Origin of the sequence: Shinella sp. WSC3-e, from assembly GCF_945994535.1 — a bacterium.
Lineage (GTDB): Bacteria > Pseudomonadota > Alphaproteobacteria > Rhizobiales > Rhizobiaceae > Shinella > Shinella yambaruensis.
The window spans coordinates 534,581-561,288 of the sequence record NZ_OZ000531.1; the positions used below are offsets into that span (position 1 = coordinate 534,581).

The window sequence follows — 26,708 nt, forward strand, 5'->3', positions numbered from 1 at the left end:
TTAGTCATGATTGATAAAACGGGGCATGCGACGCTACCTCCCCTCCCTCTCCGCGCTCCACGCCTTCGAGGCGGCCGCGCGCTACATGAGCTTCACGCGGGCGGCGGAGGATCTCGGGCTGACCCAGAGCGGGATCAGCCGGCAGATCAGGAACCTGGAGAATTTTCTCGGGGTGCCGCTTTTCCACCGCTCCGGGCCGCGGCTGGTCCTGACCGAGGTGGGGGCCACCTACTATCGCGACCTTGCGCTGTCGCTCGACAGGCTGCAGGAAATCTCGATCGACGCGGTGCGGGGACGCAGCGTGGATTCCTCGCTGATGATCGGCACGCACTATACCTTGGCGTCTCGCTGGCTTCCCGAACGGCTGGGCTCCTTCATCGCGGCCCATCCGGACATACCGCTCGAGATCGCGCCGGCCCTTCCGAGCGTCGACTTCGAAACGACACGGCTCGATATCGCCATATTGCGCGGCGCGGGCACGTGGCTTCATGCGCGCGCCATCGAGCTGTTCACGGAGAAGCTTGCCGTCGTTTCCTCTCCCGGCCTGATCCCGCCGGGGACACGGCTCGATCCGCTCGAATTCTCGAAATTCCCGATGCTGCAGAATGCCAGTCGACCCAGCCTTTGGCTGCACTGGCTGCGGGTCGCCGGGCTCAGCTATAGCGGACGGATCCAGGGAACGCGGTTTTCCCATAACGACATGCTCATCAATGCCGCCGTCCATGGTGTCGGGATCGCGGTGATCCCGATCTCGTTCATCGAGCCTGAACTTGCCCAAGGCAAGCTGCATATGCCTTTCGGCGACGCCATCCCCTCGGGCGACTCGTACTTCGTGGTCTACCCGGAACGCAAAGCCCACCAGCCGAGCATCATTCTGTTTCGGGACTGGCTGGTGCGGCAGACACGAAAGTATGACCGGTATGGAGCATCGCGGAAATAGGGCGTTGCGCGAAGCCGCCGATCCGTCCGCCCCCATGGTCAGCCTGATGCTTGAGGCCCGGTCCGGAACGAGAGCGGCAAGGTCTTACCCCGGATCCTCACCGGCATAGACCTCCGCCAGAGTGCCGACGATCTCCGCCATTTTGGCGCGAAGCTCCGGCGGCCCGATCACTTCTGCGTCCGCTCCAAAGCGCAGGATCTCCATCGCGGCGTGAGCGATGGAACCGACCGAAAGGGTTACCCGTCGCCAGCCCCGCGCGTCGGCCTCCTCGGAAACAACGGCGCCGGTGCGGACATAGGGAGGCAGAAGCTCCTCCATCATGCCCATGGCCCAGGGCGACAGCCGGATTTCAGCGCGATTGGGATGAAGGTCCATCTCGTAACGCCTGATGCTCTCGGTCCAATATGCTTCGAGGTCGAACCCTTCCGGATAGTCAAAGCGTTCATCAAGCACCTCCATCTTCCCGACCCGGGAGAGGCGGAAGGTGCGGAAAGCGTTGTCGGCGCGAGCGGCCAGATACCAGGCGCCGCCTTTCAGGACGATTCCAAGAGGCTCGACGCGCCGCTCCCTGTCAGCCTTCCGGCTTTGGTAGCGCATGCGGATAGGACGCTGGTTCCACACGGCATCGGCAACGGCGGGCAGGTGGTCCAGGGCCTCGGCCTCGGCGAACCAGGCCGGCGCATCGAAGTGGAAACGCGCCCTCATCGCCCCGGATCGCATGTTCTCCGGCAAGGCGGCCAGAAGCTTTGTGCGCGCGCTCGCCGCAACGGCGCCCAACCCCAGATCAGCCGCCTGGCGCGTAAGGCCGGCCAGGAACAGCGCCTCGGCTTCGGTCGAGGACAAGCCGTTCAGGCGGACCCGGTAGCCCTCGAGCAGCCGATAGCCTCCGCTGCTGCCCTGCACGCTGTACACCGGAATTCCCGCTGCGCTGAGCGCATCCACATCTCGATAGATCGTGCGCAGCGAAACCTCGCACTCGGCGGCCAGCGCCTGGGCGGTGACATGTCCCTTCGCTTGCAGGGTCGTCAGAATGGACAGAAGGCGGCTTGCACGCATCGAAAAAGCGTAATCCAACCTGACAGAAATTGACAGGTATGGCCGCATAGAATGCGTCGTCGGCCACGAGCAGGCGACATGCCGATGCTCGCTCCGACCTGTCTTAGACCCCAAGGACCAAAATCATGCCACGTGCAACCAAGCATCTGCTCATTGGAGGGCTCATCATCATGGCAACCGGAATCTCCGCTGCGTCGGCCGCGAACGAGCTGACCATCGTCAACCCGCCGACCCTCGGCGACCCGACGCCGAACGGCTACAGCACGGCGGTCATCGTCCCTGCAGGCGCCAGGCTTGCCTATGTCTCCGGACAGGGCGGCCAGGACAGCACGGGGGCCTTGTCGCCCGACTTCGCGGCCCAGGTGAAACAAGCCTACGCAAATTTGCGCGCTGCCCTCGATGCGCTCGGGGCAAGGCCGGATCAGGTCGCCAAGCTCACCGTATTCGTGGTCGATCACGACATGGCGAAGCTTGGGGTGCTGACCCAGAGCGTTAAGGAAATGTTCGGTGAAGCGCTGCCGGCGCAGACCCTCGTTCCCGTTCCCAGGCTTGCGATCGACCCCATGCTTTTCGAGGTGGAAGCCGTGGTCGTCATGAACTAGCGGTCCTGCCGCGGGGCCGCGCAAGCGGCCCAAGCGGAGGGTTGATCGTCGCCTTCATCATACGCCGGTGCTGAAAGAGGGGCCGTCCTCCAGCAGCGCGAAAGTCGAGCGATCGGCGTCGCGGGCGGCAACGACCTGCAGGCTGCCGCCTGCGGCCGGCAGAGCCGCGGCGGGGTGGCCCGTGTGGTCGAAGAGGCAGGTCAGCCGCACCAATCCATAGGTGAAATCCCGTTCCGTCCCCCCGACCGTAAGGCTTTGCGCGTCTTTCGGCGCACGCGCCACCGCGGTCGTCGGGCTCACGATCACCGTGCCGTCCGCAAGGATTGCATCGACGGCGGCCCGCATCTGCTGGCGATCGCGGCAGGCAGCCAGATAAGCCGCCATGGTGATCGAATCCGCATGGTTGACGGCACCTTGCCCCTCGCGCGGCAGCTCGACGCCGGGCGCGACGACGCTGCGATAGAAGGCGGCCGTCTCGACGCAGAAGATCGTGCCGTGCACCGCCGCCACCCGATCGAGCGCGGGCAGGCGCGCCTCGGACACCGCGACACCCTTGCGCGTCAGCGCCGTCAGCGTCTGCCCGAAGGCTGCCTGCACGTCGCCATCGCACTCGGCGATCCAGGCCGGGTCGAAAGCGACACGGCGCGCGGCCGGGCGTGCCGGCATGTCGGGGTCTAGGGCCTCTGCCAGGAGCAGCAGGTCCTCGCCCGTGCGCGCCATCGGTCCGACGTGATCGAGCGAGGGCACGAGCGGCCATACGCCCGAAAGGGACCATCGGCCGGCGCTCGGCTTCAGGCCCGCCACGCCGCACAGCGCGGCCGGCACCCGGATGGAGCCTCCGGTATCGGTGCCGATCGCCGCATGGCAAAGCCCCGCCGCCAGCGCGGCACCCGAGCCGCCCGAAGAACCGCCGACGGAGAGCGCCGGGTCCGCAGGATGCACCACCTCGGCGGTCCGCACCCCGAAGGCGCCCGGATCGCTGATCGTCGTGCCGACGATCGTCGCGCCGAGCGCACGCAATCTCGCGGTGATCCAGCTGTCCTTTACCGCTCTCCGGTCGCGAAGGAAGCGCATGCCGGCACTCGCCAGTGCCGGCACGGTATCGATGTTTTCCTTCACCGCCACGCAGAGCCCGGCAAGCGGCCCGGGATCGCGGCCCGCCATCCTGGCGGCATCCGCGGCACGCGCCTCGGCGAGCGCCGTGCTTTCCAGCGCCTCGCGATAGGCATTGAGGCGGGGATTGTCCCGGGCGATGCCCGCCAGCATCGCCCGGGCCATCTCCTCGGCGCCTGCCGTGCCGGACAGGAAAGCGGCACGTGCCGCTTTCGCCGAGGTGAGGATGTCGTTCAAAGGGTGCATCCAGGCACGTCCGGGTCGATCTGGCCGAAGTTCTCGACGGTTTCCCAATGGCCGTCCGGCGTGCCGCGAGCGAGGATGGAGTTGGTGCGCAGGCAATTGTTGGCGGCGAAGTTGACCTTGCCCTGCGGCGCATCGAACTCCACCTCGCGCAATGCCTTGATGACCGCGTCGCTTTCCGTCGATCCGGCTTTCTCCACGGCGGCGGCATAGAGATGGACGCCGTCATAGGCCGCCTCGCCGATGGCGTTGATGGGCTTGTCCGCGCCGTACTTCTTCGCGAAGGCCTCCGTGAAGGTCTTGTTCCGCGGCGTGTCCAGCTTCATGAAGTAGGCCTGGTTGGACAGCGTGCCGGCCGTCAGTTCCGGATGCGCGAAGGAGAACAGCTCGTCCAGCGCATTCGAGAAGAGCTGCTGCTTGAAGCCGAAGGACTGGTACTGCTTCAGGGCCGTGATGACGTCGGCGCCCGCCACCATCATCCAGATGAAATCCGGATTGGCCGCCCGCGCACGGTCGAAGATCGGCGCGAAGTCCTGCGTGCCGAACGGGGCGAATTCCGCGCCGAGCAGCTTGCCGCCGAGCTTTTCGATCTCCGTTTTGATGACTTCCGTCGAGGCGCGCGGCCAGATGTAGTCGGAGCCGATGACATAGACGGTCTTGCCGGTGTTCTTCGTCAGCCAGCCGAGCGAGGGCACGATCTGCTGGTTCGGCACCTGCCCGGTCGAGAAGAAGCTCTTCTCGCAGACCCCGCCCTCGTAATAGGTCGAGTACATCAGGATATGGTTCGCCGGGCTGGTAACGGAGCGGGCGGCGACGTGCTCTAGCGAAGCGATCATGCCCATGGTCGCGACGACCTCGTCCTCGAACACCAGCTTGCGCGCCTTTTCGATGGCGCCGCGGGTGGTCGTCTGGTCGTCCTCGACGACATATTCGATCTTGCGGCCGCCGATGCCGTTGGCCGCGTTCAGCTCTTCCACCGCAAGCTCGAAGCAGTGGAGTTGCGTTTCGCCGAGAATGGTTTCAAGGCCGGTGAGGCCCGACAGGAAGCCGAGCTTGATCGTGTCGGCTGCACGCAGGATGGACGGCGCGCCGAGCGCCGAGACGGCGGCAATGCCGGCAAGGCCCTGGAGCGTGCGGCGGCGGGTGATAAGCGTCATTTCAGTTCCCCTTTTGGTTCGCCTTGATGCAATCCCGGCCATCCGGGCGTGTTCAGATGGCCAGGTACCGGTGAAGCGTCTCCTCTTCGAGCGTCCGGGGCGTGCTTTCGTGAACGATGCGCCCCTTCTCCATGAACAGCACCCGATCGGCCGCCGAGAGGCCGAGGTCGAGGTTCTGTTCCACCAGGAGCACGCCCAGGCCCTTTTCGGCCGCGAGCTTGCGCAGGATGTCGCCGATCATCTGGACGATGTTCGGCTGGATGCCCTCGGAGGGCTCGTCGAGCAGCAGGAAATCCGGTGCCGAGGCGAGCGCCCGGCCAAGCGCCAGCTGTTGCTGCTGCCCGCCTGAAAGCGTTCCGCCCAGCTGGTGGCGACGCTCGGCAAGGATCGGGAACATTTCGAAGATCTCGGCTGGAATCGTCGCGCTGCCGTCGCGGCGCGCACGCGTGCCCATGGTCAGGTTCTCGATGACGGAGAGCTTGTGGAAGATGCCCCGTCCCTGCGGCACATAGGCAAGGCCCGCCCGCGCGATCCTTTCCGGCGGCAGGCCCGCGGCGGCCTTGCCGTTCAGCGCGACTTGCCCGGCCCAGGGCCTGATGAGGCCGATCAGCGCCTTCATCAGCGTCGTCTTTCCGACGCCGTTGCGGCCGAGGATCGACACGACCTCGCCCTTTCGGACCGACAGGGTGACGCCTTGCAGGACCTCGGTGCTGCTATAACCTGCGCGCAGATCGTTCACGTCCAGCATCACGCCCGCCCCAGATAGATGTCGCGCACCATCGGGTCGCGCTCGATGGCCGAAAAATCGCCTTCCGCAACGAGCCGGCCCTGGTGCATCACCACGGTGCGGGCGGAAAGCGCCCGCACGAAATGCATGTCGTGGTCGATCACCACCACCGTGCATGTGCCGCGCAGCGACAGGAGGAGATCGGCCACCGCCTGGGTCTCCTCCGGCGAGAGGCCGGCCGTCGGCTCGTCGAGCAGCAGGAGGCGTGGCCTGCGGATCAGCCCCATGGCGATTTCCAGCCATTGCTTCTTGCCGTGGGCCAGCACGTCGGCGCGGGTATGGCGCTCGGCCGCAAGTCCGGTGCGCGCCATCACCGCCTCCGCATCGCCGCCGCCCGCCACCACCAGGTTTTCCGCAACCGTCAGCGAACCGAAGACGGAGGGGACCTGGAACTTGCGGGCGATGCCGGCACGGGCGATCGCGTGGCGCGAGAGGCCTTCGACAGGCTTGCCGTCGAACAGGATCCGGCCGGCGCTCGGCGCTATGGCGCCGCAGATCATGTTGAGAAGCGTCGATTTGCCGGCGCCGTTCGGCCCGATCACGCAGGAGACCTCCCCCGCCGCAAAGGTCACGCTGACATCCTCGACGGCAACCAATCCGCCGAAACGACGGCCGAGGCCTTCCGTGCGCAGTTCGCCGCCCGTCATGCCGCGCCCCCTTCCTTCACGCCCTTCCAGCGCGTCCAGAGCTTCTGCGCGGCGGCCGGCAGGCCGTCAGGGAAGAAGAACACCATGGCGAGGAAGAAAGCGCCGATGAACAGCGGCCAGGCCGAAGCGCTGAGCGTGGAAACCTCCTGCTGCAGCCGCCAGACGATCATCGTGCCCGCGACCGCGCCGATGAGCGAGCCGCGCCCGCCGACCGCGACCCACATGATGACCTCGGTGGAGAGCAGGAGCGCGATCATGTCCGGCGCGACGAAACCCGTTCCGGTCACATAGAGCGCGCCGGCGAGCCCCGCGATCAGGCCGGAAAGCACGAAGACGGCGAGCAGGTGAAGCGGCGTGTTGTAGCCGAGCGTCTGGGCCTTGCGCTCGTCGTCCTCGATTGCCCGAAGGACGAGGCCCCGCTGGCCGCGCAGGCCCGCCCAGAGCGCGAGCACGATGCCGAACAGCACGGCGACCACGAGATAATAGAAGACCTTGCCGGTGATCGAGAGGCCGAGCGTGAGCGGCGGAACGCCGATCAGGCCCGCATCCCCGCCGGTGACCGAGGACCAGCCGATGGCGATCTGCTGCGCGATCAGGGTCAAGGCCAGGGTGACGATGGTGAAATAGGCCCCGCGCACGCCGCCGAAGATCACGAAATAGCCGACCGCAAGGGCGATCACGCCGGCAAGGCCGACACCGAAGGCAAGCCCCGCGAGGCTGCTCCAGGCGGCGCCCGGCGCCAGGTGGATCGTCATCACCGCCATGCCGTAGGCACCGGCACCGAAGAAGGTGGCGTGGCCGAAGGAGAGGATGCCGGTGCGTCCCCAGAAGAGATCGAGCGAGACGGCGAAGAGCGCGAAAAGCAGGATGTCGCGAAGGCCGGAGACGCCGGAATAGGAGCCGAAGGCCGGATAGAGGGCGAGCGCCGCCAGGATGGCGAGGGTGATGAAAAGCCAGGTCTTCTCCCGTTGCGTCATGCCGGCACCAGCCCCTGCGGACGGAACCGCACGATGACGACCGCGAGGATCAGCACGCTGGCCTGCGCCACGGTGATCGGCACGGTGGTGGAGAGCAACGATTCCAGCCCGCCCACGAAGGCCGAGCCGGCGACGACGCCGGGGATGGAACCCGCGCCGCCGACGAGGACGACGAAAAAGGAGCGCGCCAGATAGTTGACGCCCATCAGCGCCGTCACGGCGACGAGCGGCGCGATGAGGACGCCGGCGAGGGCGGCGAGCGCCGCGCCGCTGGCGAACGCCCGGCGATAGACCCTTTCGGCATTCACGCCGAGCGCCCGCGCCATGCCCGCATTCTGGATCACCGCCCTGACATCGAGCCCGAACGGCGTCTTGCGGAAGACCAGCACGCAGCCGGCCATCACGGCGAAGGCAAAGACGATCAGGAAGAGCCGATAGGCCGGATATGTGATGCCGAGCACCTGAACAGACGCCTCGAACGGCGCCGTCACCGGCCGCGGCGCGGCGCCATAGGCCAGGATGATCGCCTGCTGCAGGATGAGGCTGAGCCCCCAGGTGGCGAGGATGGTGGAGATGGGCCTGTCGTAGAGGCGCCGGATCACCGTGATTTCAAGCACCGTGCCCAGGAGATAGCCGACGACCGGCGCCACGACGAGCGCCAGCCAGAACGAGCCGCCGGCCGCCTGTACCGTGAACAGCGTATAGGCGCCGATGGTGACGAACTCGCCATGGCTGAGATTGATGATGCCCATCAATCCGTAGATGATCGCAAGACCCAGCGCGACGAGCATGAGAATGCTCATCAGCGTCAGCGCATTGAGGGAAAGGGAGACGATATCCGGCATCACGGCGCTCCCAGCAAGCGGTCGACCGCCTCGGCGGCATCGAGCACGAAGCCGTCTTCCCCACGCGGGCCGACGATCTGCAAGCCGACCGGCAAGCCGTCGGCCAGGCCGCAGAACAGGGTGCAGGCCGGCTGCTGTGACAGGTTGATCGGATAGCTGAACCCGGCCCATTCGGTCCAGCGCGACAGGCTGGAGCCCTCTGGCACCTCCCGTCCGGCCGCAAACGGCAGGCAGGCGGTGGCGGGAGAAAGAAGGAGATCATAGTCCGCAAGCAACTGGTCCATTGCGGCGCCGAAGCGGGCACGGGCCTGTTGCGCCGAGATATAGTCCATCAGGCTGAAGCGGCTCCCCTCCCCGGCCGCATCGATGAAGCCGGGATCCATCGCTTCGCGTGCCGACGGGGGGACGGACGAAAGGCGGCTTGCGGCTCCGGTCATCCAGTGGGCGCAGAACAGGTCGTGCAGGCGTTCGCCGGGCAGCTGGATCGCTTCAACGCGCGCGCCCGCCGCCTCGATCCGGCGGGCCGCATCCAACACCGCGCGCTCGATCGCCGGGTCGAGCGAACCCGTCGGCGGCGACATCCAAAGACCGACCTTGCGCCCCTTCCAGCCGAAGGGCTGCGCATCGAGCGCCGACGCCGCCCCCCATGGCTGGCTCCAGTCCCGAAGGCTCCGCCCGCCCATCGCGGCGAGCATCGCCCGTGCGTCGGCCGGGCTGCGGGTCATCGGGCCGATATGGGCAACCGTGCCGAAGACGCTCGGCGGATCGGCCGGGACACGACCGAAGGTCGGCTTCAGGCCGAAGGTCCCGGTGAAGGCGGCAGGGATCCGGATCGATCCGCCGCCATCGGTGCCGAGATGAAGAACGCCCGCGCCGGTGGCCGAGGCGACCGCTGCCCCGCCCGAAGAGCCGCCGGGCGTGCGGTCCGGGTTCCATGGATTGCGGGTGATGCCGAAGGCGGGGCTGTCCGTCACCGCCTTCCAGCCGAACTCCGGCGTCGTGGTCTGGCCGATGAAGACTGCGCCGGCAGCGCGAAGGCCCGCGACGGCGGGCGCGTCCTGCTTCATCGGCGCGGCATCGGTGACCCGGCTTCCGTAGCGCACGGTCCAGCCCTCGACATGCACGATGTCCTTGAGGGTCGCGGGCACGCCGTCGATCGCCGAGAGCGCCGAGCCCGCCCGCCAGCGCGCCTCGGCGGCGCGCGCCGCCTCCAGCGCGCCGGCGTGATCGATGAAGGTGAAGGCGTTGAAACGCGGCTGGACGGCCTCGGCGCGATCAAGTGCCGCCTGGACGGCCTCCACCGGAGAAAGCGCGCCGGACCGGAAGGCCGCGGTGAGGGCCGCGACATCCATGCGGCACAGGTCCGGCGCATCGGAGATTGGCGAGATGGACTGGCGGCTGTCGTTCACGGCGTCTTCCCACTGCTGAAAACCAGTGAAGACAGCATCGCGCAAACGTTGAATTATATAAAATGCAAAATATGATGCTGCTTGTTACATGGAATAGATGAATGAATCTGACCCTTCGCCAGCTTCGTTACCTCGTGCTCGTCGCAGAGACGGGATCGATATCGGCTGCGGCGCGCACGTGCCGCATCGCGCAATCCTCCATTCTGGCCGCGATGGGCCAGGCGGAAGGCGAGATGCATTCCAGGCTCTTCGAGCGCCGGCCGTCCAAGGGCGTCACGCTTACGCCGGCAGGCGAGCGGTTCGTCGCGTCGGCCCGCCGCCTGCTCGCGGCGGAGGCCGAGTTCGAGCGCACGATGGACAAGTTCACCGCCGGCATGCCCCCGGTCCTGAAGATCGGCTGCTTCGAGCCGTTCGGCGCCCTGTTCATGCCGGAACTCCTGCACCGGTTCGTTGCAGCGAGCGGCACCGAGATCCAGCTCTTCGAGGGCGAGCAACCACAACTGCTGACATGGCTGGAATCGAACATGGTCGATGCGATCGTGGCCTATGACATCGGCCCGGGCCTTCCCTCGGATGCCGTGACCCTCGCCCATGTGCCGGCACATGCGCTGCTTCATGCGAACGATCCGCTTGCGCAAAAGCAATGCCTCAGCCTCGCGGAGCTGGTGACGCGGCCGCTGGTGCTGCTCGACCTGCCGCAGACCTCGGGCTACCTGGTCACGCTTTTCGATCTCGCGGGCCAGCGACCGAAAATCTCGTTCCGGACGCGGGGCTACGATACCGTTCGCGCCGCGGTGGCCTGCGGCTTCGGCATGTCGATCCTCAACATGCGCCCCATCGGGCTTGGAAGCCCGGACAGCGATCGTCTGGTGCGCCGCCCCCTGCTCGAAATCCTGCCGACACCCCGCCTGATGATCGCCGACCGGTACGGAAGCGCAAAACCGGCCTTCCTGCGGCGTTTCATCGAGGTGGCGCGGGAATTTTTCGCGGAGATCGGGCCGGAGCGATTTGCGGTTGCCTTGCCGGAACGGCATGCAAGCCTGGTCGCCGTCTAGCCGGACGCAGATCCCAAGATGCTCAGACCTCGCTGAACGGGATGGAAATGGCGGGATTTTCGCTCGCGTCGAGGAATTCGCGCACCGTCGGGGGAAGCTGCCGCGAGCCTGGCGGCAACACGCCGCAGCGGGACAGCAGCTGGCGCCGGTCGGTATCCGTGCCGAGATGGCGCCAGATGACGCGCGAGGCATAGGGGAGGTTCTGCTTCCGCCAGGAAACACCCATCGTCATGCCCCTCAGATAAATGCGCTGGTGCGTTTCGAAGGGCGTCAGGATCGTCTGCGCGATCATCGGTTCAGGCCCGGTGCTGCGCTCGACGACGAAGATGCGGTTGCGGAGAAACGAGGCGAGGCCGACATATTTCGAGAACTGGCGGATTTCATGCGGCCGGTCCTGGATGCGTTCGATGGATTTCACGCGCACCGCACCTTCGTGCTCGTCCAGCCGGGCACAGGAGCAGACGATCATGCCCGGCCACGAGAGCGAGACATGGTAGGTCTGGTAATAGCCGAGATGCCGGCGAAGCGACGGCAGGTTGCCGGGAAAGCAGGTATGCAGCACGTCCGTGCCGAAGGCTCCGCCGGCCGCGCTCACGAGGCGCAGCTCGAACAGGGCCGGGTCGAGCGAGAAGTCGGCGGGCCTGACGCCGAAGAAGGCCGCGATCCGCGCCAGATTGTGCGGCGAGGGGACCGCCTCGCCGTTCACATAGCGGTTGAACTGCTGGCGGTTGACGCCGAGCTGGCGGCAGATTTCCGACACCGACTTGCGGGTGCTGCAGGCATGCCGGAGATTGATCGGGAAAGACGTCGGCTGCATGGTTCACTCCAGGGAACAGGAGCGTAAAGCAGCGTAAAATCGCGTCAAGTCGTGAAATTCTCTCCCGCCCCCATGTTCGCTACGATTTCCTCGAAAGCTCCGGTGGATGTCCGGAGCCCGCACAAATGGGGAACCGACGACATGACGCGCATCTGGAAGCCTGATGTAAATTCCACCGGCAGCCTCAAACGCCGCGAGTTCCTCGGCGGCGCAGCCGCCCTCGGCGTGCTCGCCGCAACGGCGACAGGCTTTGCGCCGGGGCGCGCGCTCGCGCAGGAGCCGAAGCGCGGCGGGCACCTGAAGCTCGGCCTGAAGGGCGGCGCTGCGACGGATACGCTTGATCCGGCAGGCTACAGCGCCGGCGTCGCCTTCGTGACGGGCCGCTGCTGGGGAGATACGCTGGTCGAATCCCATCCCGATACCGGCGTCGCCGTCCCGGCCCTTGCCGAATCCTGGGAAGCCTCCGCCGATGCCGCGACCTGGACCTTCAAGATCCGCAAGGGCGTCACGTTCCACGACGGCAGCCCGATGACCATCGCCGACGTGCTCGCCACGCTGAAGCGGCACTCCGATGCCGGCTCCAAGTCGGGCGCGCTCGGGCTTCTCGGCTCGATCAGGTCCTTCGAGGACAAGGCCGGCGACCTGGTGATCACGCTCGCCGAAGGGAACGCGGACCTGCCGCTGATCCTCTCGGACTACCACCTGATCATCCAGCCGGGCGGCGGCGTGGAAAACCCCGATGCGGCGGTCGGCACCGGCCCCTACAAGCTGGTCTCCTTCGAGGCGGGCGTGCGCACGACCTTCGAGAAGAACGCGAACGACTGGCGCTCCGACCGCGGCTTCGTCGACAGCGTCGAGATCATCGTCATGAACGACACCACTGCGCGCATTGCGGCGCTGTCCTCCGGCCAAGTCCACTTCATCAGCGCGGTAGAGCCCAAGACCGTCGAACTCCTGAAGCGCGCGCCGATCGTCGAGATCCTCCAGACCGGCGGCAAGGGCTTCTACAGCTTCCTGATGCATTGCGACACGGCACCGTTCGACAACAACGATCTGCGCCTCGCGCTCAAATACGCCATCGACCGCCAGGAGATCCTCGACCGGGTGCTCAGCGGCTACGGCACCCTCGGCAACGACTATCCGGTCAACATGGCCTATGCCCTCGCCCCGGACGGTATCGAGCAGCGCGCCTTCGACCCGGACAAGGCCGCCTTCCACTACAAGAAATCCGGCCATTCCGGCCCGGTTCTCCTGCGCACTGCCGAAGCCGCCTTCCCCGGCGCGGTCGATGCCGCCGTGCTCTTCCAGGAGAGCGCCAAGAAGGCGGGCATCGCCATCGACGTCAAGCGCGAGCCGGATGACGGCTACTGGACGAACGTCTGGAACGTCCAGCCCTTCTCCGCATCCTACTGGGGCGGGCGCCCGACGCAGGATTCGCGCTATTCCACCTCCTATGTCTCCAACGCCGAATGGAACGACACGCGCTTCAAGCGGCCGGATTTCGACAAGCTGGTTCTCCAGGCAAGGGCCGAGCTCGACGAAACCAAGCGCCGCGCGCTCTACAAGACCATGGCGCTCATCGTGCGCGACGAGGGCGGCCTGATCCTGCCGGTCTTCAACGACTACCTCAATGCCTGCTCCAAGCAGGTGAAGGGCTATGTCCACGACATCGGCAACGACGTCTCCAACGGCTATGTCGCAAGCCGGGTCTGGCTCGACGCCTGACGTTATGCCTCTATATCCATGACCGGATGCAGCGCCGCGCGCTGCATCCGGTCAGTCAAATCCGCCTCTCCCGCCAAACGGACGCCCGCCATGCCTCGCCCCTTCACCGTCATCGAAAACCAGTGGATCACGCTTGCCGACGGCACGTGGCTTGCCGCGCGCATCTGGATGCCGGACGGGGCCGAGGCGGACCCCGTGCCCGCCGTCTTCGAATTCCTGCCCTACCGCAAGCGCGACGGCACGTGCATGCGCGATGAATCGACCTATCCCGTCTTCGCCGCCGCCGGCATTGCCGGCGTGCGTGTCGATATCCGCGGCTCGGGCGAATCCGACGGCGTCATCGACGGGGAATATACGCCGCTGGAGCTGGCGAACGCCTGCGAGCTCATCGCCTGGATCGCGGCACAGCCCTGGTCGAACGGCGCGGTCGGGATGATGGGCATCTCCTGGGGCGGCTTCAACTGCCTGCAGGTCGCCGCGCTGAAGCCGCCGGCGCTGAAGGCCGTCATCTCCATCGCCTCCACCGTCGACCGGTACAACGACGACATCCACTACAAGAACGGCACCCATCTTTCCGCCCAGTTGTCCTGGGCCGCCACCATGCTCGCCTATCAGTCACGCTCGCCCGACCCCGACATCGTCGGCGAGCGCTGGAAGGCGATGTGGCTGGAGCGGCTGGAAAACGAGCCCTTCTTCATGGAGGAATGGCTGCAGCACCAGCGCCGCGACGCCTTCTGGAAACACGGTTCCATCTGCGAGGATTTCGCCGGCTTCCCCGTCCCCGCCCTCGTCATCGCCGGCTGGGCGGACGGTTATCGCAGCACGCCGCTCAAGGCCGTCGAAGGCCTTGGCGACAAGGCGAAGGCGCTGATCGGCCCCTGGGTTCACAAATACCCGCATTTCGCCTGGCCGAAGCCGCGCATGGATTTCCACACGGAAGCCATCGCCTGGTGGAACCGCTGGCTGCGCGGTGAGGAGAATGGCGCGGAGAAGACGCCGCAGGTGCGCGCCTATATCCAGGACGCCGCCCGCCCGGCGCTGCGCCGCGAGGCCGATCCCGGCTTCTGGGTCGCCAAGGATCGCTGGGAGGCGCCCGACATGGCGACCTTCTACGTCGAGCAATACGGCACGCTGGCGCCCGGCATGCCGATTGCCGGCGCCACCGGGCACGACCGCACCCTGAAGTCGCCGCTCGACACCGGCATCATGGCCGGCGAGTGGTTCACGCTGAAGCCGGACGCGGAAATGGCGCTCGACCAGCGCCTCGACGATGCCGGCTCGCTTGTCATCGAGACGCCGCCGCTCTCGGAAGCCCAGGACTTCCTCGGCCAGCCGGTGCTGGAGCTCGACCTCTCGACGGAGGCCGATATCGCCAATCTCTGCGCCCGCCTCGTCGATATCCATCCCGATGGCACGGCGACCCGCGTGACCTTCGGCGTCCTCAACCTCGCCCATCGCGACGGCAATGCCGAACCGAAGGCGATGCCCAGAGGGGAGAAGGTCCGTGTCCGCCTCGTGCTCGATGCCATGGGCTATCGCTTCCGCGCCGGCCACCGCATCCGCCTGTCGCTCTCGACATCCTACTGGCCGATGGTGCTGCCGCCGCCGGTGGATGCCGGCGTGACGGTCGATCTCGCCTCGCTCGGCCTTTCCCTGCCGAAACTCGGCGCGCACCGGGTCGTCTCTCTTCCCGAGCCGGCCAATCCCGACCCGTTGCCGAAATATACGGAGCTCGCTCCGGGCGAAACGGCGCGCGGCGTGGAACGGGACCTGACGAACGGCCTGACCGAATATTCGATCTACGAGGATACCGGCCTCAACGAGCATCCCGGCACGGGCCTCGCCACCCGCCAGGTCCGCGACGAACTCTGGTCGATCGCCGAAAACGACCCGCTCTCGATGACGGGCACGGCCGTCTGGACCTGCGACATGCAGCGCCCCGGCTGGTTCGTACGCACCGTCTCGACCGCCACCATCGCCTGCACCGCGACGCACTGGCTGATCTCGGCCAATGTCCGCGCCTTCGAGGGCGAAACGAAGATCTTCGAGAAGACGTTCGAAAAAGCGGTTCCGCGCGACTTCATGTAGCCTTCCAGCCGCATTCCGATCGCCCGCAGGCCGCTGGTTGCCTCTTTGCCGCTTTTCGGTTTGAATGAAACCAATTCTGGTGAACGGGCGACGAACGGCGGGAATAGAACGTCCGCGATGTTCATGCGTGCAAGGCGGAGTTGAGGCATGCGGGCTGTTCCTGGAAGAAATGCAATCCGGCATTTTCTCGCCGCGCTCGTCTGCCTGCTTTTCCTTCCTGCCGGATCGCCGGCCATGGCACAGGTGTCAGCATCGCACGGTGCCTTCGACGGGGTTGCCCTGGTGATCGGAAACGCGGACTACCGGTCGGTGGCCCGGCTCGCCAATCCGGCGAACGATGCGCGGGCCATGGCGGAAAAACTGGGCGGCCTCGGCTTTCGCCTCCATGTCGCCATCGACCAGCCGACAAGCGCCTTGCAGGAGACGATCCGGCGGTTCGCCGGCGACGTGTCCGGTGCGGACGTGATCTTCGTCTTCTATGCAGGCCACGGCCTTCAGCTCGACGGCCGCAACTTCCTCGTTCCGGTCGATCTTGCGAAAGGCGGGCAGCGGGACGACCTGATCGCGGTCGACCTGATCCTTTCGGCCATCGAGGAGAAGGCCAAGCCGGATGCCGCCAAGATCATCGTGCTCGATGCCTGCCGGAACAATCCGTTCAGCGACCTCTTCCACGGCGCGGACGGATCGCGCGGTCTTGCGCGCATCGACCTGCCCAAGCCGGCCGGCGCTGAGGCGAGTGCCGGTTATTATCGCCTGGTCGCCTTCGCCACGGCTGCCGGCCAAGTGGCATCCGATGGCGAAAGGGAGCACAGCCCCTATACGGAAAGCCTGCTGCGCTTCATCGATCAGCCCGGGCTCGAAGTGTCCGAAATGTTTCGCCTTGCGGCAGGCGACGTGCTTGCCAGCACGAACGGCATGCAGAAGCCCGAATATCTGGTTCAGACGAGTCGCACGCTCTTCTTTCGTCCACCCAACATAACCGAATGCGACCGGCTCGCCGTCGACGCGCGTAATTTCATCGGCGTGAAGGGCATCGCCTTCGAGGACATCGACGCCGTGAAGGCCGTGCCCGCCTGCCTTGATGCCGTCGCGGCCGAGCCGGAAAGCGCCCGGCTCAAGCACAACCTTGCCCGCAGCCTCGAAAAGGCCGAGCGGCTTTCCGAGGCGCTGGAACAATACCAGGCGGCGGCGGACAAAGGGCATCCGGCCGCTATCAATGCGCTCGGCATCATGTATCTGGCCGGATGCGGCATGGCCAGGCCCGATATCGCCCGCGCGCTGCAGCTCATCTCGCGGGCGCGCGATCTCGGCGATCTCGAAGCGGCATCCACGCTTACCGCCCACGACTTGCTGCCCTACCTTTCGGACGGCGGCAAGGCAACGCTGGCCCAGGCACTTGGACAAGCGGGCGTGACCGTCCGCGGCCCGGACGGGCTTTCGGCCGCGGTCGGCGCGTTTCAGCAGCAGGCCCGGCTGAAGGCCGGCGGACTGACGCTCGAGACGGTCCATGCCCTGAAAATCTACGATACCGTGCCGGCGGGCTTCCGCTGCCACTGACGGCATCACGGGAAGGGAAGAGGATGAAACGCCTTTTTATCGCTGCGCTGCTGGGCATCCTGCCGGAAACGGCGGCTGCCGGCGGGATCGTCGAGAATTTCGAGACGCCGGCCGAATGCACGGACAGGGGTGACCTGAAGATCGAAGCCTGCCTCGCAGCCCTTGGCGGAGGGCTGGACGGCGAGGTGGAAAGCCGGCTTGCGGCCGTGCTGGCCGCCTCCGCGCAGCCTGATGCGGTGCGCGCCGCCCAGGACGCCTGGCTTTCCTATCGCAAAGCGACCTGCGATTATTTTGCCGGGCAGGAGGGCATCGTCGGCGTCATCCAGGGCCTTCAATGCCTGCGCTGGACATCGTGGCGCCGGATGAAGGAACTCGACGCGCTGCTGGGCGTCGCTCCATCGGAGGACGGCGACGAAAGCCAGGCCGAGGGCGGGCTCGAACCGGACTTCAACACGCTCGCCGATTCGCACTATTCCATGCGCGCCTTCGCCTTCGGCGATTACAGCTGGTACATCAAGAAGCGCTATGGCGCCGCCCTGATCGAGAAGGCGCTGGCGGCACGCGGCTTCGAGGCGGAAACGGCAAAGGCCATTTCGGCGGATTGGGACGCCTGGCGATATCACCCGGAAAACGGCCAGCCCCTGCTGGAGAGCGCGCCCATGAGCGCCAGCGATGCCGACATGCAGTTGCTTGCGGCCCGTTTTCCTGCCTGCATGCGCGATCTCGGCACGGCGAATTGCCGCATGGCCTATTCGATCGAACTCGGCTGCCGGCTCGACCCGCCTGTCGCGAAGGCATGCCAGGGCGTCTTCGATGTCAGCCGGTCCATCGCTGCCGGCTATCGGCGCGACGGCCGCACCGCCTCGCCTTTTTCCGGTTTCCAGGGCAATTCGGTATACGCCATGGCCGGCTGCATCGCGGAAGGCGGCAAGGGGGCGGGCCTCGCGGTCTTCGCCCCGGACAATGCCGAGACCGTCACCAAGCTCACCTTTATCGCACAGCCGGCAGGCGGCAGCGCCGTCGCCCAACCGGTCGACATCGAGACGCTTCCCGAGCGGCAGGCGGAGCTTTGCAGCGCGCTCATCGGCTGGACGTTCGACGAGAGCGGCAATCCGATCGCTGCGGGCGGCACGATCGAGCTTTATGCCGTTTCCCCCGAAAGCGTGTTCGCGCAATATCGGGAGGATGCGCAGGCGGCCGACCCGGCACGCGATCCCGACTACGCCGACCACCTGCGACGCGTGGCCAACGCACTCGATGAGGCCGCACAATGAGCCGTCTTGCATTAAGTCTCCTCTCCGTGGCCGTCTTGTCGGGCACGGCGACATTCGCCGAAGCACAGGACCAAGCCGACTGCGCGCGAAACGCGCTGACGCCCGGCCTCTGCCAGGCATGGCGGATCGCGGTGCAAACGGAATCGCTTTCGCAAACCCTCCGGCTGCTCGACGGCGAGATCGAGGCCCGCGCCGCCGCAGGCGGGATCGCGCAGGAGAAGGCGGCGGACCAGCAGGCACGGCTTGCCGCATCGCAAGCCGCCTGGGAGACCTTCCGCGATCACCAATGCGCCCTTGCCGGCGCCCACCCGGACGGTACCGAGGCATGCCGCCGGTCGATGGCGGAGGAGCGGCTCGCCGAGCTGCAGAACCCCGACATTGCGGAAGCGGGCGCGGAGGGCGAGAGCTGGTCCGAACGGCGGGTCAGTCAAAGTCCCTTCCACACGGATGCCTGGGTCATGCTGCGGCTCGGCGGGCCGCCAATGCGCACCATTGCTGATCGCGTCGCTCTCGCGACCGGGCCGCGCCAGGCGCAGGACTGGAGCTTTCGCAAATGGGTCAGCGATTTCCAGGCGAAGATCCGTGCGGCAAGCGGCTACGGCCCGCTGACCTCCGGCTTCGTCGCCGCCGAATGGGACATGCTGCGCTATGATCCCGAAAGCGGCGTGCGGCTGCATGCGGCGCCGGAAACGATTGCGGGCAGCCCCGCCGACAACAGCTGGGACAAGGACGAGGCCGGAGCCTTTGCCGCGCGCCTGCCCTCCTGCCTGAAGAACCTCGCGGATCCTCAATGCCGCGTGCAGTATTCCACCGAACTGGGTTGCCGCTATGACGCCGACATGGCGGCGTTCTGCCAGCAAAAACTCGATGGATTGCGCGGCGTCTTCCAATCCTATGCCCTGGACGATCCGCAGCACCGGGACGATTTCTACAAGGCGGTCGCCTGCCTGACGCCGGTTCCCATCGACACCACTTTCTCCCAGACCTTCCTTGCCGGCAGGAACCTGGCCTCGAACCCCGCAGGTGCCGAAGGCAGGCCCTGTTCGGAGCTGGGCTTTACGGCCGACGGCAAAGGCTGGTCCGCCCGGGACGTGCCGCTTTTCGGCACGAGGATGGATCTGGAAATTCGCTAGACATGTCGTTCCAGCGGCAACACCGCATCCATTCATCCTGAACCTCGGGAAGAGGATGCCCGGTCGGCCTACAGCCTGCCGCCGGCGGCGCTCATGGTCATCGACCATCCTCCGCGCCGGCTGGCCGGGCGCCAATGCGCATCGACGCATGCGCCGCCTCCTGTAGAGCACGCTCCAATCGTCCGACAGAGGGGCGTTGCGGCCTGTCCTGTGGCTGTTCGAGATAGTAGTTTCCCGGACCCGGCGTTCTCGGCACGAACGGGCAAACGACGAGGCCGAGGGCGGCGGCAATCGGGCCGCAAACCGGCAGGTGGCCGATCGCAAGGCCAAGCCCCTGGCTGACCATCATCAGGGACAGCGGCGTCGTGTCAACGGTTTCGAGCTTGAGGTGCCGGCCCGGCTGCGGGCCGAAATTGTGATTGAGAAGGGCAGTCCAGCCAATGGCGTGGGACGCCACGTCATAGAGGCGAAACGACAGCAGGTCCTCCAGGCTGCCGATGCGCGCCGTGTCCTCCTTCCGGCACATGACGACATGGGACATGCCCATCAGCCAGGTAGGGTGCCGCACGAGGTGCGGCTCCTCTCCGAACCGGATCACCAGGTCCGGATCCACCTTGCGCTGCGTGCCCTCCACCAGAAGGTCGACGCGGATCGCCGGGTTCGCCGCTTCGAAATCCGCCAGCACGCGCGGCAGCCAGCTCATCGCCATCAACTGGCTCGCCAACAGCGTAACGCGGTCGATCCGCTGCCGCGCGAAGAGGGACTCGGCCTTGCTTTCGATCGCCCCGAGGGACGCCTGGACCGTCGGAAGGAAATCGCCTCCTTCCGACGTCAGGTTGATCCGGTTTGCGGCGCGTTCGAACAGCGGACGTCCCAGATGTGTCTCGAGCGCAAGGATCTGCTGACTGACGGCGGCAGCGGACATGCTTAGTTCTTTTCCGGCCCGGGCGAAGCTCTGGTGCCGCGCGGCTGCCTCGAACACGCGGAGCCAGTTCAACGAGGGGATTTTCGCGATACGCATTGCATCAGGCTAAGTCCAGCTTAGCCTCAGGTCAATCAGATACCGTATCCAAACATGCTTCGCTCTTTGGCATAGTCGCATGACGGGTTGCTCAAAACCCGATGAACAACACCAAGGGAACGAAGATATGCTCAGACGCCATATGCTGCTTGCTCTCGCCCTGACGCCGCTTCTGGCTGGCGCGGCGACCGCTCAGAACCTGCCCGACCACATCACCGTCGCGACCGAGGGCGCCTATCCTCCGTGGAATTTCAGCAATGCCGATGGCTCCCTCGGCGGCTATGAAATCGAGCTGACGCAGGCGCTCTGTGAGCGCATGAAGATCAAATGCGATCTCATCGCCCAGGAGTGGAACGGCATCATCCCGGGCCTCACGGTCGGCAAGTATGATGCCATCATCGCGTCGATGGGCGTGACTGAAGAGCGCAAGAAAGTCATCGGCTTCTCGAAGCCCTATGCGAAGGCGCCCAACGGGTTCCTCACGGCGGGCGACAACGCGCTCAAGGATCTTCCGGAAGCCGGCCGCTCCTTCGACCTCGCAAAGGCTCCGCAGGAGTCCGAGGCGGCGCTCGCAGCCCTGAAGGAAAAGCTCTCCGGCAAGACCATCGGCGTTCAGACCGGTTCCACCGCGGCCACCTTCGCCGGCGAATACTTCAACGGCCTCGATATCCGCGAATATCCCTCCTTCGAACAGCTCGGCCTGGAGCTCACCGCCGGGCGCATCGACCTCGCCGTGGCCAATGTGACGGCCTTCAAGGCGGTGATCGACGCGAACCCGGCAGGGACGCTGGTCTTTACCGGCCCCACCTTCGCCGGCGGCGTGCTTGGGCTCGGCACCATCAATGTCGCCCTGCGTCCGGGCGACGAGGCGCTGCGGGCAGCCTTTGACGCAGCCATCACGGACATCAACAGGGACGGGACCAACAAGGCCCTGACCGAAAAGTGGTTCGGCGTGGATATCTCCATCCATGAATAGCCCGCTCCCCCTCCCTCGTCGGGAGGGGGCGATCGCCGCGCGGCCCTCCTCCCGAACCAGCCGTTTCAACGATGCACAGGTAGCACCATGTTCGCGCCCATCGGCTCCACCGAGGCAACGATGACCATTTATCTGGATGGCCGGGCGATACCGGCGCGGGCCGGCGAAACCATCGCGGCCTGCCTTCTGCGCGCCGGTGTCGGCCACTTCCGCACGACGCCGGTCAGCGGCGCGAGACGACTGCCCTATTGCATGATCGGACACTGTTTCGACTGCCTGATCGAGATCGACGGCGTCGGAAGCCGCCAGGCCTGCCTGAGCGAGGTCGAGGATGGCATGAGGCTTCACACCCAGGATGGGCCTGCCGCCATCGCCGGCATGGAATTCCAATGACCCCGGCCCCCGATGCAGACGTGATCGTCATAGGGGCAGGTCCTGCCGGAATGTCGTCCGCAATCGAGCTGGCGTCTGCGGGATGCAGGGTAATCGTGCTCGACATGCAGCCCTTACCCGGCGGGCAGATCTTTCGTTCGCTGGAAGCCAACATGCAGGCACGCCCCCGGACGGACGCGCTGCTCTCCGCCCTCGGGCCGGCCTACAGGGCCGGCCTTGCCCTGATCGAGCGGTTTCGGGCAACGCCCGGCATCGATTTCCGGCCCGGCACCACGGTCTGGGATCTGCGGGCAGACGGTACGGTCGGCTGGCTCAGGGGCAACGCGGCCGGCTACCTGCGTGCGCCGCATGTCGTGCTCGCCAGCGGCGCGGTGGAGCGCCCGACGCCGTTTCCGGGATGGACGCTGCCCGGCGTGATGACCGCCGGGGCGGTTCAGACCCTGATGAAGGCCGGACGCCTCAAGCCGGAGGGAAGGATCGTCCTGGCCGGAACCGGCCCGCTGATCTTTCTGCTTGCCGACCAGCTGCGGCGTCTCGGCGTCAAGCCGGTGTTGATTGCCCGCACGGACCGGCTCGGGGACAAGCTTGCCGCTCTCAAACGGGTTCGACCGGCCGGGATCCCGGCCCTCGCCAAGGGGGTGGGCTGGCTTGCCCGGTTGCGGCTTGCGGGCATCCCGATGCGGACCGGCATATCCGGGCTTCAGGCGCTGGGCGGCGAACATCTCGAATCCGTCCGCCTGCTTGCCGGCGGAAAAACCATGGATATTCCCTGCGACCTCCTCCTGGTGCACGACGGCATCGTACCGTCAACGGACCTGGCGCATGCCGCCGGGCTTGCTCTCGAGTGGAAACGGGACGATGCGAGCTGGCGCCCCAGGACGGCGCACGATGGTCGGGCGCGGATGGCGCCCTGCCCATCGTTCACGACGGGCCCCTGCAGGATACGGATCACAGGCGACGCACGCCGGATCGGCGGCGCCGACGCCGCGGCCGCGCACGGGCGTCATGCCGCGCGAGCCATCCTCGCCGACTTCGGCCGCATCACCGGGAGACAGGGGGGGCCGGATCGGACCGAAGCCGAGGTGCTACGCACCCTGGCAGCACGCCCCTTCCTCGACGCAGCGTTTCCGCCCGGCCTGGCGGCACGGCTGCCCGATGACGCGACCATCGTCTGTCGCTGCGAAGAAATCACGGCGGGTTCGCTACGTGTCGCGATCCGGAACGGGGCTGCCGACATGAATCTGATCCGCGGGCTCCTGCGCTGCGGCATGGGGCCTTGCCAAGGCCGAAACTGCGCGGCGACGCTGGCCCGGCTTCTCGCGGAAGCAGAGCCCGGCCGACCGATGCCGCCGAGCCCGTTCCGCGCAAGGCCACCGCTGCGGCCTCTTCCGCTCGGCGCGCTGGCCGGCATGACGGGGCTCGATCCGGCGCTGGCGCAGGTCGAGTCGCTGGACGACAAGCCGGAAGAGATCACCGGAGACGACGTCCATGCATAGGAACGGCTGCGATGCCCTCATTATCGGCGGCGGCTTGCAGGGATGCTCGATTGCCCTGTTTCTCGCGCGTGCCGGTTGGCAGGTCACCCTGGTCGAGAAGAACCTGGCGGGGCGGCATGCCTCGGGTGTCAATGCGGGTGGCCTTCGGTCACTGATGCGCGATATCCGTGAATATCCGCTTTCCCTGCGGGCCATGGACATGTGGGCCAATCTTGCGGACTTCGTGGGGAAGGACGCGGCCGAAGCCTGCGAGGTCCGGCTCGGCACATCGCAGATTGCGCTGGCGATGGATGCGGCCGAGCTGCAATGGTGCGGGGCACGGGCGCGGACGATGCGCGGCCGTGGAATAGATTCCGAAGAGCTGATCGCGCCCGACGAGCTTCACCGGCTCCTGCCCGGCCTTGCCGGCTCCGCACATGGTGGCCTGATTTCCCGGCGCGACGGGCACGCAAACCCCGCCAATTCCGCACGCGCTTTCCGCAAGGCTGCGGAAGGTGCCGGCGTCCGGATTCTTGAGCGGTGCACCGTGCGCGACCTCTCCGCCAAACCCCTCGGCGGATGGCGCGTCGACACGGATGCGGGCAGGATCGAGGCGGAGTGGGTGCTCAACTGCGCCGGCGCCTGGGGATCGGACATCGCGGCACGCCTCGGCGAGACGCTGCCGATCACGGTCCTGGCCCTTTCCATGATGGTGACGGCGCGGGTGAAACCATTCATCGCCCCTGTCGTCATCGGCATCGACCAGCCCCTCTCCTTCAAGCAGAGCGCGGTCGGCTCGCTGGTCATCGGCGGCGGGATACTCGGCAAGCCCTGCCTGAGCGAAGACACCTCGTTCACCGTCATGGACCGGATGGCATCGAGCGCCGCGGCCACGGTTGCGGCCTTTCCGGGCCTGGCGGGCGTGCCCGTCGTGCGGACCTGGACCGGCCTCGAAGGGGCGACCGACGACGGAATACCCTTCATCGGTCCCAGCCGCCTGCATCCCGGCCTCTGGCATGTGTTTGGCTTCTGCGGCCACGGTTTCCAGCTTGCCCCCGCCGTTGGGGAAGCGGTGGCGCGTTCGCTTGTCTCCGGAAGCCTGGAGGCGACGCTCGCTCCCTTCGCGGTCGACCGCTTGCACCGGCCGCAGCGCAAAGACGAGGCTGTTCCATGATGTCGAGCATATTCGAATTGCTGGGCTTCGGGCCGCAAGGCTGGGGATTGCCGCTGCTCAAGGCCGCAGGCGTCACGATCGCCGCTGCCCTTTGCGGCTTCCTGCTGGGAAGCGTTTTCGGAATTGGCGGGGCGACCCTCAAGCTCGCCCGGCCGCGCGCCCTGCGCCTGATCGGCCAGGCCTATACCACGGTCTTCCGAGGCGTGCCCGAGATCCTCGTGGTGTATCTCTTCTATTTCGGCGGCAGCGTCATCCTGACGACGCTCATGAACACGGGAGGATTTCCCGGCTTCTATTCTCTGCCGTCCTTCGTCATCGGCGTCCTTGCGATCGGGATCGTATCCGGTGCCTACCAGACGGAAGCCTATCGGTCCGCATATCTTCGGCTGGACCGCGGCCAGATCGAGGCGGGCACCGCGTGCGGCATGTCGAAACTCCTGCTCCTGCGCCGCATCGTCGCTCCCCAGACGCTGCGTTTCGCCCTGCCTGCGCTCGGCAACATCTGGCAGTCCGCGCTCAAGGAAACATCGCTCCTGTCGGTCATCGGGCTGACGGAGCTGCTGCGCCAGGCCGGTACCGCCGCGGGTTCGACCCGCCAGCCTCTCCTGTTCTACGCCATTGCGGCCGCGGTGTTCCTGGTCATCGGGCGCGCCACGGGCGCCGGGCTGAACCGGATGGAAAGCCACCTCGCCAAACCCTGGAGACGCTGATGCTGGATTGGCCCTTTCTGACGGATGTCCTCGGCCAGCTGCTGTCGGGTTTGCCGCTGACGCTCCAGCTTGCGGCACTGTCCCTCTCGATCGGCTTCGCCCTCGCCGTCTTCGCCGCTGGCGCCGCCGGCAGCGCCTTCTCGCCGCTGCGATGGGCCGCGAAGGCCCATGTCGAACTCTTTCGTGGAACCCCTCTCCTGCTGCAGATCTTCCTGATCTACTACGGCCTGGGTCAGATCGCCCCGCTGCGCCACTCGGCCCTCTGGCCCTTCCTTCGCGAACCCTACTGGTGCGCCATCCTCGCCCTTGCGCTCAACACCTCGGCCTATACGGCCGAGATCATCCGCGGCGCGATCCAGGCCGTGCCGGCACACGAGATCGAGGCGGGGCGCGCCTGCGGCATGTCGGGCCTCCTGCTGCGCCGTCGCATCATCTGGCCCATCGCCCTCCGCCAGGGCCTGGCCGTCTACGGCAGCGAAGCCATCCTGATGATCAAGGCGACCTCGCTGGCAAGCATCATCACCCTGACGGAGCTGACCGGCATCGCGCACAAGCTGATTTCCTCGACCTATCGCATCTTCGAGATCTTCATCGTCACCGGAGCGATCTATCTCGCCCTGACCTTCCTGATGAGCGCGGCCTTCGCGCTTCTCGAACGGCAACTCCAGGCCCACCACGCCCATCGTCGCGCCTGACCTCGTCCACACGGAGAAACCAGATGGCTTCCGCCTCCCGCCCGGCTGCTGCCGACAATGCTTCCACGGCTCCCGCCATCGCGGTCGATGGCCTCCACAAGCGCTATGGCGCGATCGAGGTGCTGAAAGGCATCGACTTCCGCGCCCATGAGGGCGAGGTCATCTCCATCCTGGGTGCATCCGGCTCGGGCAAGTCGACCTTCCTGCGCTGTCTCAACCTCCTGGAGCTTCCGTCAGCGGGGCGGCTGCAGATCTTCGGCGAACAGGTCGATCTGCGGCAAAGCGGCGACGCCCTCCATATCGGCAATCGCAGGCAGGTGGATCGCCTGCGAACCCAGGTGGCGATGGTGTTCCAGAATTTCTGCCTCTGGAGCCACATGACCGTGCTCGAAAACCTGATGGAGGCGCCCCTCCATGTCCAACGGCGCGGTCGCGGCGAGGTGCGCGAGGAGGCGGAAGCCATGTTGCGGCGCGTCGGCTTGATCGATCGGGCAAAAGCCTATCCGGCCCAGCTGTCCGGCGGCCAGCAGCAGAGGGCGGCCATAGCGCGCGCCCTGGTCATGAAGCCCCGGGGCCTCCTCTTCGACGAACCCACCTCCGCGCTCGATCCCGAGCTCGTTGGCGAAGTGCTGAAGGTCATGCGGGATCTGGCGGCGGAAGGACGCACGATGCTGATCGTGACGCACGAAATGGCCTTCGCCCGAGACGTATCGAGCCGGATCATGTTCCTGGAGCAGGGCCGGATCAAAGCCGAAGGCCCGCCGCTGGACTTGTTCCGCGGCGGCGTCAATGAGCGCTTTGATCAATTCATCTCGCGGTTCAACCAGGCTTGAGGAATG

At 66.4% G+C, this 26,708-nt stretch carries 25 protein-coding genes; 15 read left to right on the plus strand and 10 right to left on the minus strand.

Annotated features, from left to right (window positions below; genetic code table 11):
- Window positions 1-85 precede the first annotated feature (85 nt).
- The gene (locus tag AABF56_RS25640) at window positions 86-940 is read left to right on the plus strand and encodes a LysR substrate-binding domain-containing protein (RefSeq protein ID WP_338341912.1); all 855 of its coding nucleotides are present in this window, start codon (window positions 86-88) and stop codon (window positions 938-940) included.
- An 84-nt stretch (window positions 941-1,024) separates the two neighbouring features.
- Here AABF56_RS25640 and AABF56_RS25645 read toward each other — a convergent pair whose 3' ends face one another.
- A complete protein-coding gene (locus AABF56_RS25645; protein WP_272807624.1) occupies window positions 1,025-1,996 on the minus strand; it encodes a helix-turn-helix transcriptional regulator in 972 nt (323 codons plus the stop codon).
- Window positions 1,997-2,121: 125 nt separating this feature from the next.
- On the opposite strand from AABF56_RS25645, the gene AABF56_RS25650 reads away from it, so the two are divergent.
- Window positions 2,122-2,598, plus strand: coding sequence for a RidA family protein (locus AABF56_RS25650; RefSeq protein WP_272807623.1), 477 nt, complete (start codon window positions 2,122-2,124; stop codon window positions 2,596-2,598).
- A gap of 57 nt (window positions 2,599-2,655) precedes the next feature.
- Here AABF56_RS25650 and AABF56_RS25655 read toward each other — a convergent pair whose 3' ends face one another.
- The 7 genes from AABF56_RS25655 to AABF56_RS25685 are packed head-to-tail and all read right to left on the minus strand — an operon-like array spanning window position 2,656 to window position 9,776.
- Window positions 2,656-3,957, minus strand: coding sequence for an amidase (locus AABF56_RS25655; protein WP_338341913.1), 1,302 nt, complete (start codon window positions 3,955-3,957; stop codon window positions 2,656-2,658).
- Entirely contained in the window at window positions 3,945-5,111 is a 1,167-nt protein-coding gene (locus AABF56_RS25660; RefSeq protein ID WP_272807621.1) for a substrate-binding protein, read from the minus strand. The genes AABF56_RS25655 and AABF56_RS25660 overlap by 13 nt, the downstream gene beginning before the upstream one ends.
- Before the next feature lie 52 nt (window positions 5,112-5,163).
- Window positions 5,164-5,859: an urea ABC transporter ATP-binding subunit UrtE gene (gene urtE / locus AABF56_RS25665; protein WP_272807620.1), complete on the minus strand. Its 696-nt coding sequence runs from the start codon at window positions 5,857-5,859 to the stop codon at window positions 5,164-5,166.
- A complete protein-coding gene (locus tag AABF56_RS25670; RefSeq protein ID WP_272807619.1) occupies window positions 5,859-6,545 on the minus strand; it encodes an ABC transporter ATP-binding protein in 687 nt (228 codons plus the stop codon). Before AABF56_RS25670 ends, urtE begins: the two co-directional genes overlap by 1 nt.
- On the minus strand, window positions 6,542-7,522 hold the full coding sequence (locus tag AABF56_RS25675) for a branched-chain amino acid ABC transporter permease (RefSeq protein WP_244766244.1): 981 nt from the start codon (window positions 7,520-7,522) through the stop codon (window positions 6,542-6,544). Before AABF56_RS25675 ends, AABF56_RS25670 begins: the two co-directional genes overlap by 4 nt.
- The gene (locus AABF56_RS25680) at window positions 7,519-8,367 is read right to left on the minus strand and encodes a branched-chain amino acid ABC transporter permease (protein ID WP_244766243.1); all 849 of its coding nucleotides are present in this window, start codon (window positions 8,365-8,367) and stop codon (window positions 7,519-7,521) included. The genes AABF56_RS25675 and AABF56_RS25680 overlap by 4 nt, the downstream gene beginning before the upstream one ends.
- Complete coding sequence (locus AABF56_RS25685) at window positions 8,367-9,776, minus strand: amidase (protein ID WP_272807618.1); 1,410 nt, start codon at window positions 9,774-9,776, stop codon at window positions 8,367-8,369. Before AABF56_RS25685 ends, AABF56_RS25680 begins: the two co-directional genes overlap by 1 nt.
- A gap of 101 nt (window positions 9,777-9,877) precedes the next feature.
- Between AABF56_RS25685 and AABF56_RS25690 the strand changes: the two genes are divergently transcribed.
- Window positions 9,878-10,831, plus strand: coding sequence for a LysR family transcriptional regulator (locus AABF56_RS25690; RefSeq protein WP_272807617.1), 954 nt, complete (start codon window positions 9,878-9,880; stop codon window positions 10,829-10,831).
- Between the two features lie 22 nt (window positions 10,832-10,853).
- Here AABF56_RS25690 and AABF56_RS25695 read toward each other — a convergent pair whose 3' ends face one another.
- The gene (locus AABF56_RS25695) at window positions 10,854-11,648 is read right to left on the minus strand and encodes a helix-turn-helix domain-containing protein (RefSeq protein WP_272807616.1); all 795 of its coding nucleotides are present in this window, start codon (window positions 11,646-11,648) and stop codon (window positions 10,854-10,856) included.
- Window positions 11,649-11,789: 141 nt separating this feature from the next.
- Between AABF56_RS25695 and AABF56_RS25700 the strand changes: the two genes are divergently transcribed.
- From AABF56_RS25700 to AABF56_RS25720, 5 genes are all read left to right on the plus strand, one after another.
- A complete protein-coding gene (locus AABF56_RS25700) occupies window positions 11,790-13,373 on the plus strand; it encodes an ABC transporter substrate-binding protein (protein WP_272807615.1) in 1,584 nt (527 codons plus the stop codon).
- 90 nt (window positions 13,374-13,463) lie between these two features.
- Window positions 13,464-15,461: a CocE/NonD family hydrolase gene (locus AABF56_RS25705; RefSeq protein ID WP_272807614.1), complete on the plus strand. Its 1,998-nt coding sequence runs from the start codon at window positions 13,464-13,466 to the stop codon at window positions 15,459-15,461.
- 234 nt (window positions 15,462-15,695) lie between these two features.
- Window positions 15,696-17,018, plus strand: a complete 1,323-nt coding sequence (locus AABF56_RS25710; RefSeq protein WP_272807613.1) for a caspase family protein — start codon at window positions 15,696-15,698, stop codon at window positions 17,016-17,018.
- 23 nt (window positions 17,019-17,041) lie between these two features.
- A complete protein-coding gene (locus AABF56_RS25715) occupies window positions 17,042-18,292 on the plus strand; it encodes a lysozyme inhibitor LprI family protein (RefSeq protein WP_272807612.1) in 1,251 nt (416 codons plus the stop codon).
- Window positions 18,289-19,425 (plus strand): lysozyme inhibitor LprI family protein, encoded by a 1,137-nt coding sequence (locus tag AABF56_RS25720; RefSeq protein ID WP_272807611.1) that lies wholly within the window; start codon window positions 18,289-18,291, stop codon window positions 19,423-19,425. Before AABF56_RS25715 ends, AABF56_RS25720 begins: the two co-directional genes overlap by 4 nt.
- A gap of 97 nt (window positions 19,426-19,522) precedes the next feature.
- On the opposite strand, the gene AABF56_RS25725 is transcribed toward AABF56_RS25720, so the two are convergent.
- Window positions 19,523-20,446, minus strand: a complete 924-nt coding sequence (locus tag AABF56_RS25725; protein WP_272807610.1) for a LysR family transcriptional regulator — start codon at window positions 20,444-20,446, stop codon at window positions 19,523-19,525.
- A 127-nt stretch (window positions 20,447-20,573) separates the two neighbouring features.
- Between AABF56_RS25725 and AABF56_RS25730 the strand changes: the two genes are divergently transcribed.
- The 7 genes from AABF56_RS25730 to AABF56_RS25760 all read left to right on the plus strand — a co-directional run bounded on the left by AABF56_RS25730 (window position 20,574) and on the right by AABF56_RS25760 (window position 26,702).
- Complete coding sequence (locus tag AABF56_RS25730; RefSeq protein ID WP_272807609.1) at window positions 20,574-21,422, plus strand: transporter substrate-binding domain-containing protein; 849 nt, start codon at window positions 20,574-20,576, stop codon at window positions 21,420-21,422.
- A gap of 87 nt (window positions 21,423-21,509) precedes the next feature.
- Complete coding sequence (locus AABF56_RS25735; RefSeq protein WP_244766232.1) at window positions 21,510-21,815, plus strand: (2Fe-2S)-binding protein; 306 nt, start codon at window positions 21,510-21,512, stop codon at window positions 21,813-21,815.
- Window positions 21,816-21,865: 50 nt separating this feature from the next.
- Window positions 21,866-23,311, plus strand: a complete 1,446-nt coding sequence (locus AABF56_RS25740) for an FAD/NAD(P)-dependent oxidoreductase (protein ID WP_338341921.1) — start codon at window positions 21,866-21,868, stop codon at window positions 23,309-23,311.
- Entirely contained in the window at window positions 23,304-24,464 is a 1,161-nt protein-coding gene (locus AABF56_RS25745; protein WP_272807607.1) for an NAD(P)/FAD-dependent oxidoreductase, read from the plus strand. Before AABF56_RS25740 ends, AABF56_RS25745 begins: the two co-directional genes overlap by 8 nt.
- A complete protein-coding gene (locus tag AABF56_RS25750; RefSeq protein ID WP_272807606.1) occupies window positions 24,461-25,174 on the plus strand; it encodes an ABC transporter permease in 714 nt (237 codons plus the stop codon). Before AABF56_RS25745 ends, AABF56_RS25750 begins: the two co-directional genes overlap by 4 nt.
- Window positions 25,174-25,869 carry an ABC transporter permease gene (locus AABF56_RS25755; protein ID WP_272807605.1) on the plus strand — a complete coding sequence of 232 codons (696 nt, stop codon included), beginning with the start codon at window positions 25,174-25,176 and terminating at the stop codon, window positions 25,867-25,869. Before AABF56_RS25750 ends, AABF56_RS25755 begins: the two co-directional genes overlap by 1 nt.
- Window positions 25,870-25,892: 23 nt before the next feature.
- The gene (locus AABF56_RS25760; RefSeq protein WP_272807604.1) at window positions 25,893-26,702 is read left to right on the plus strand and encodes an ABC transporter ATP-binding protein; all 810 of its coding nucleotides are present in this window, start codon (window positions 25,893-25,895) and stop codon (window positions 26,700-26,702) included.
- Window positions 26,703-26,708 lie beyond the last annotated feature (6 nt).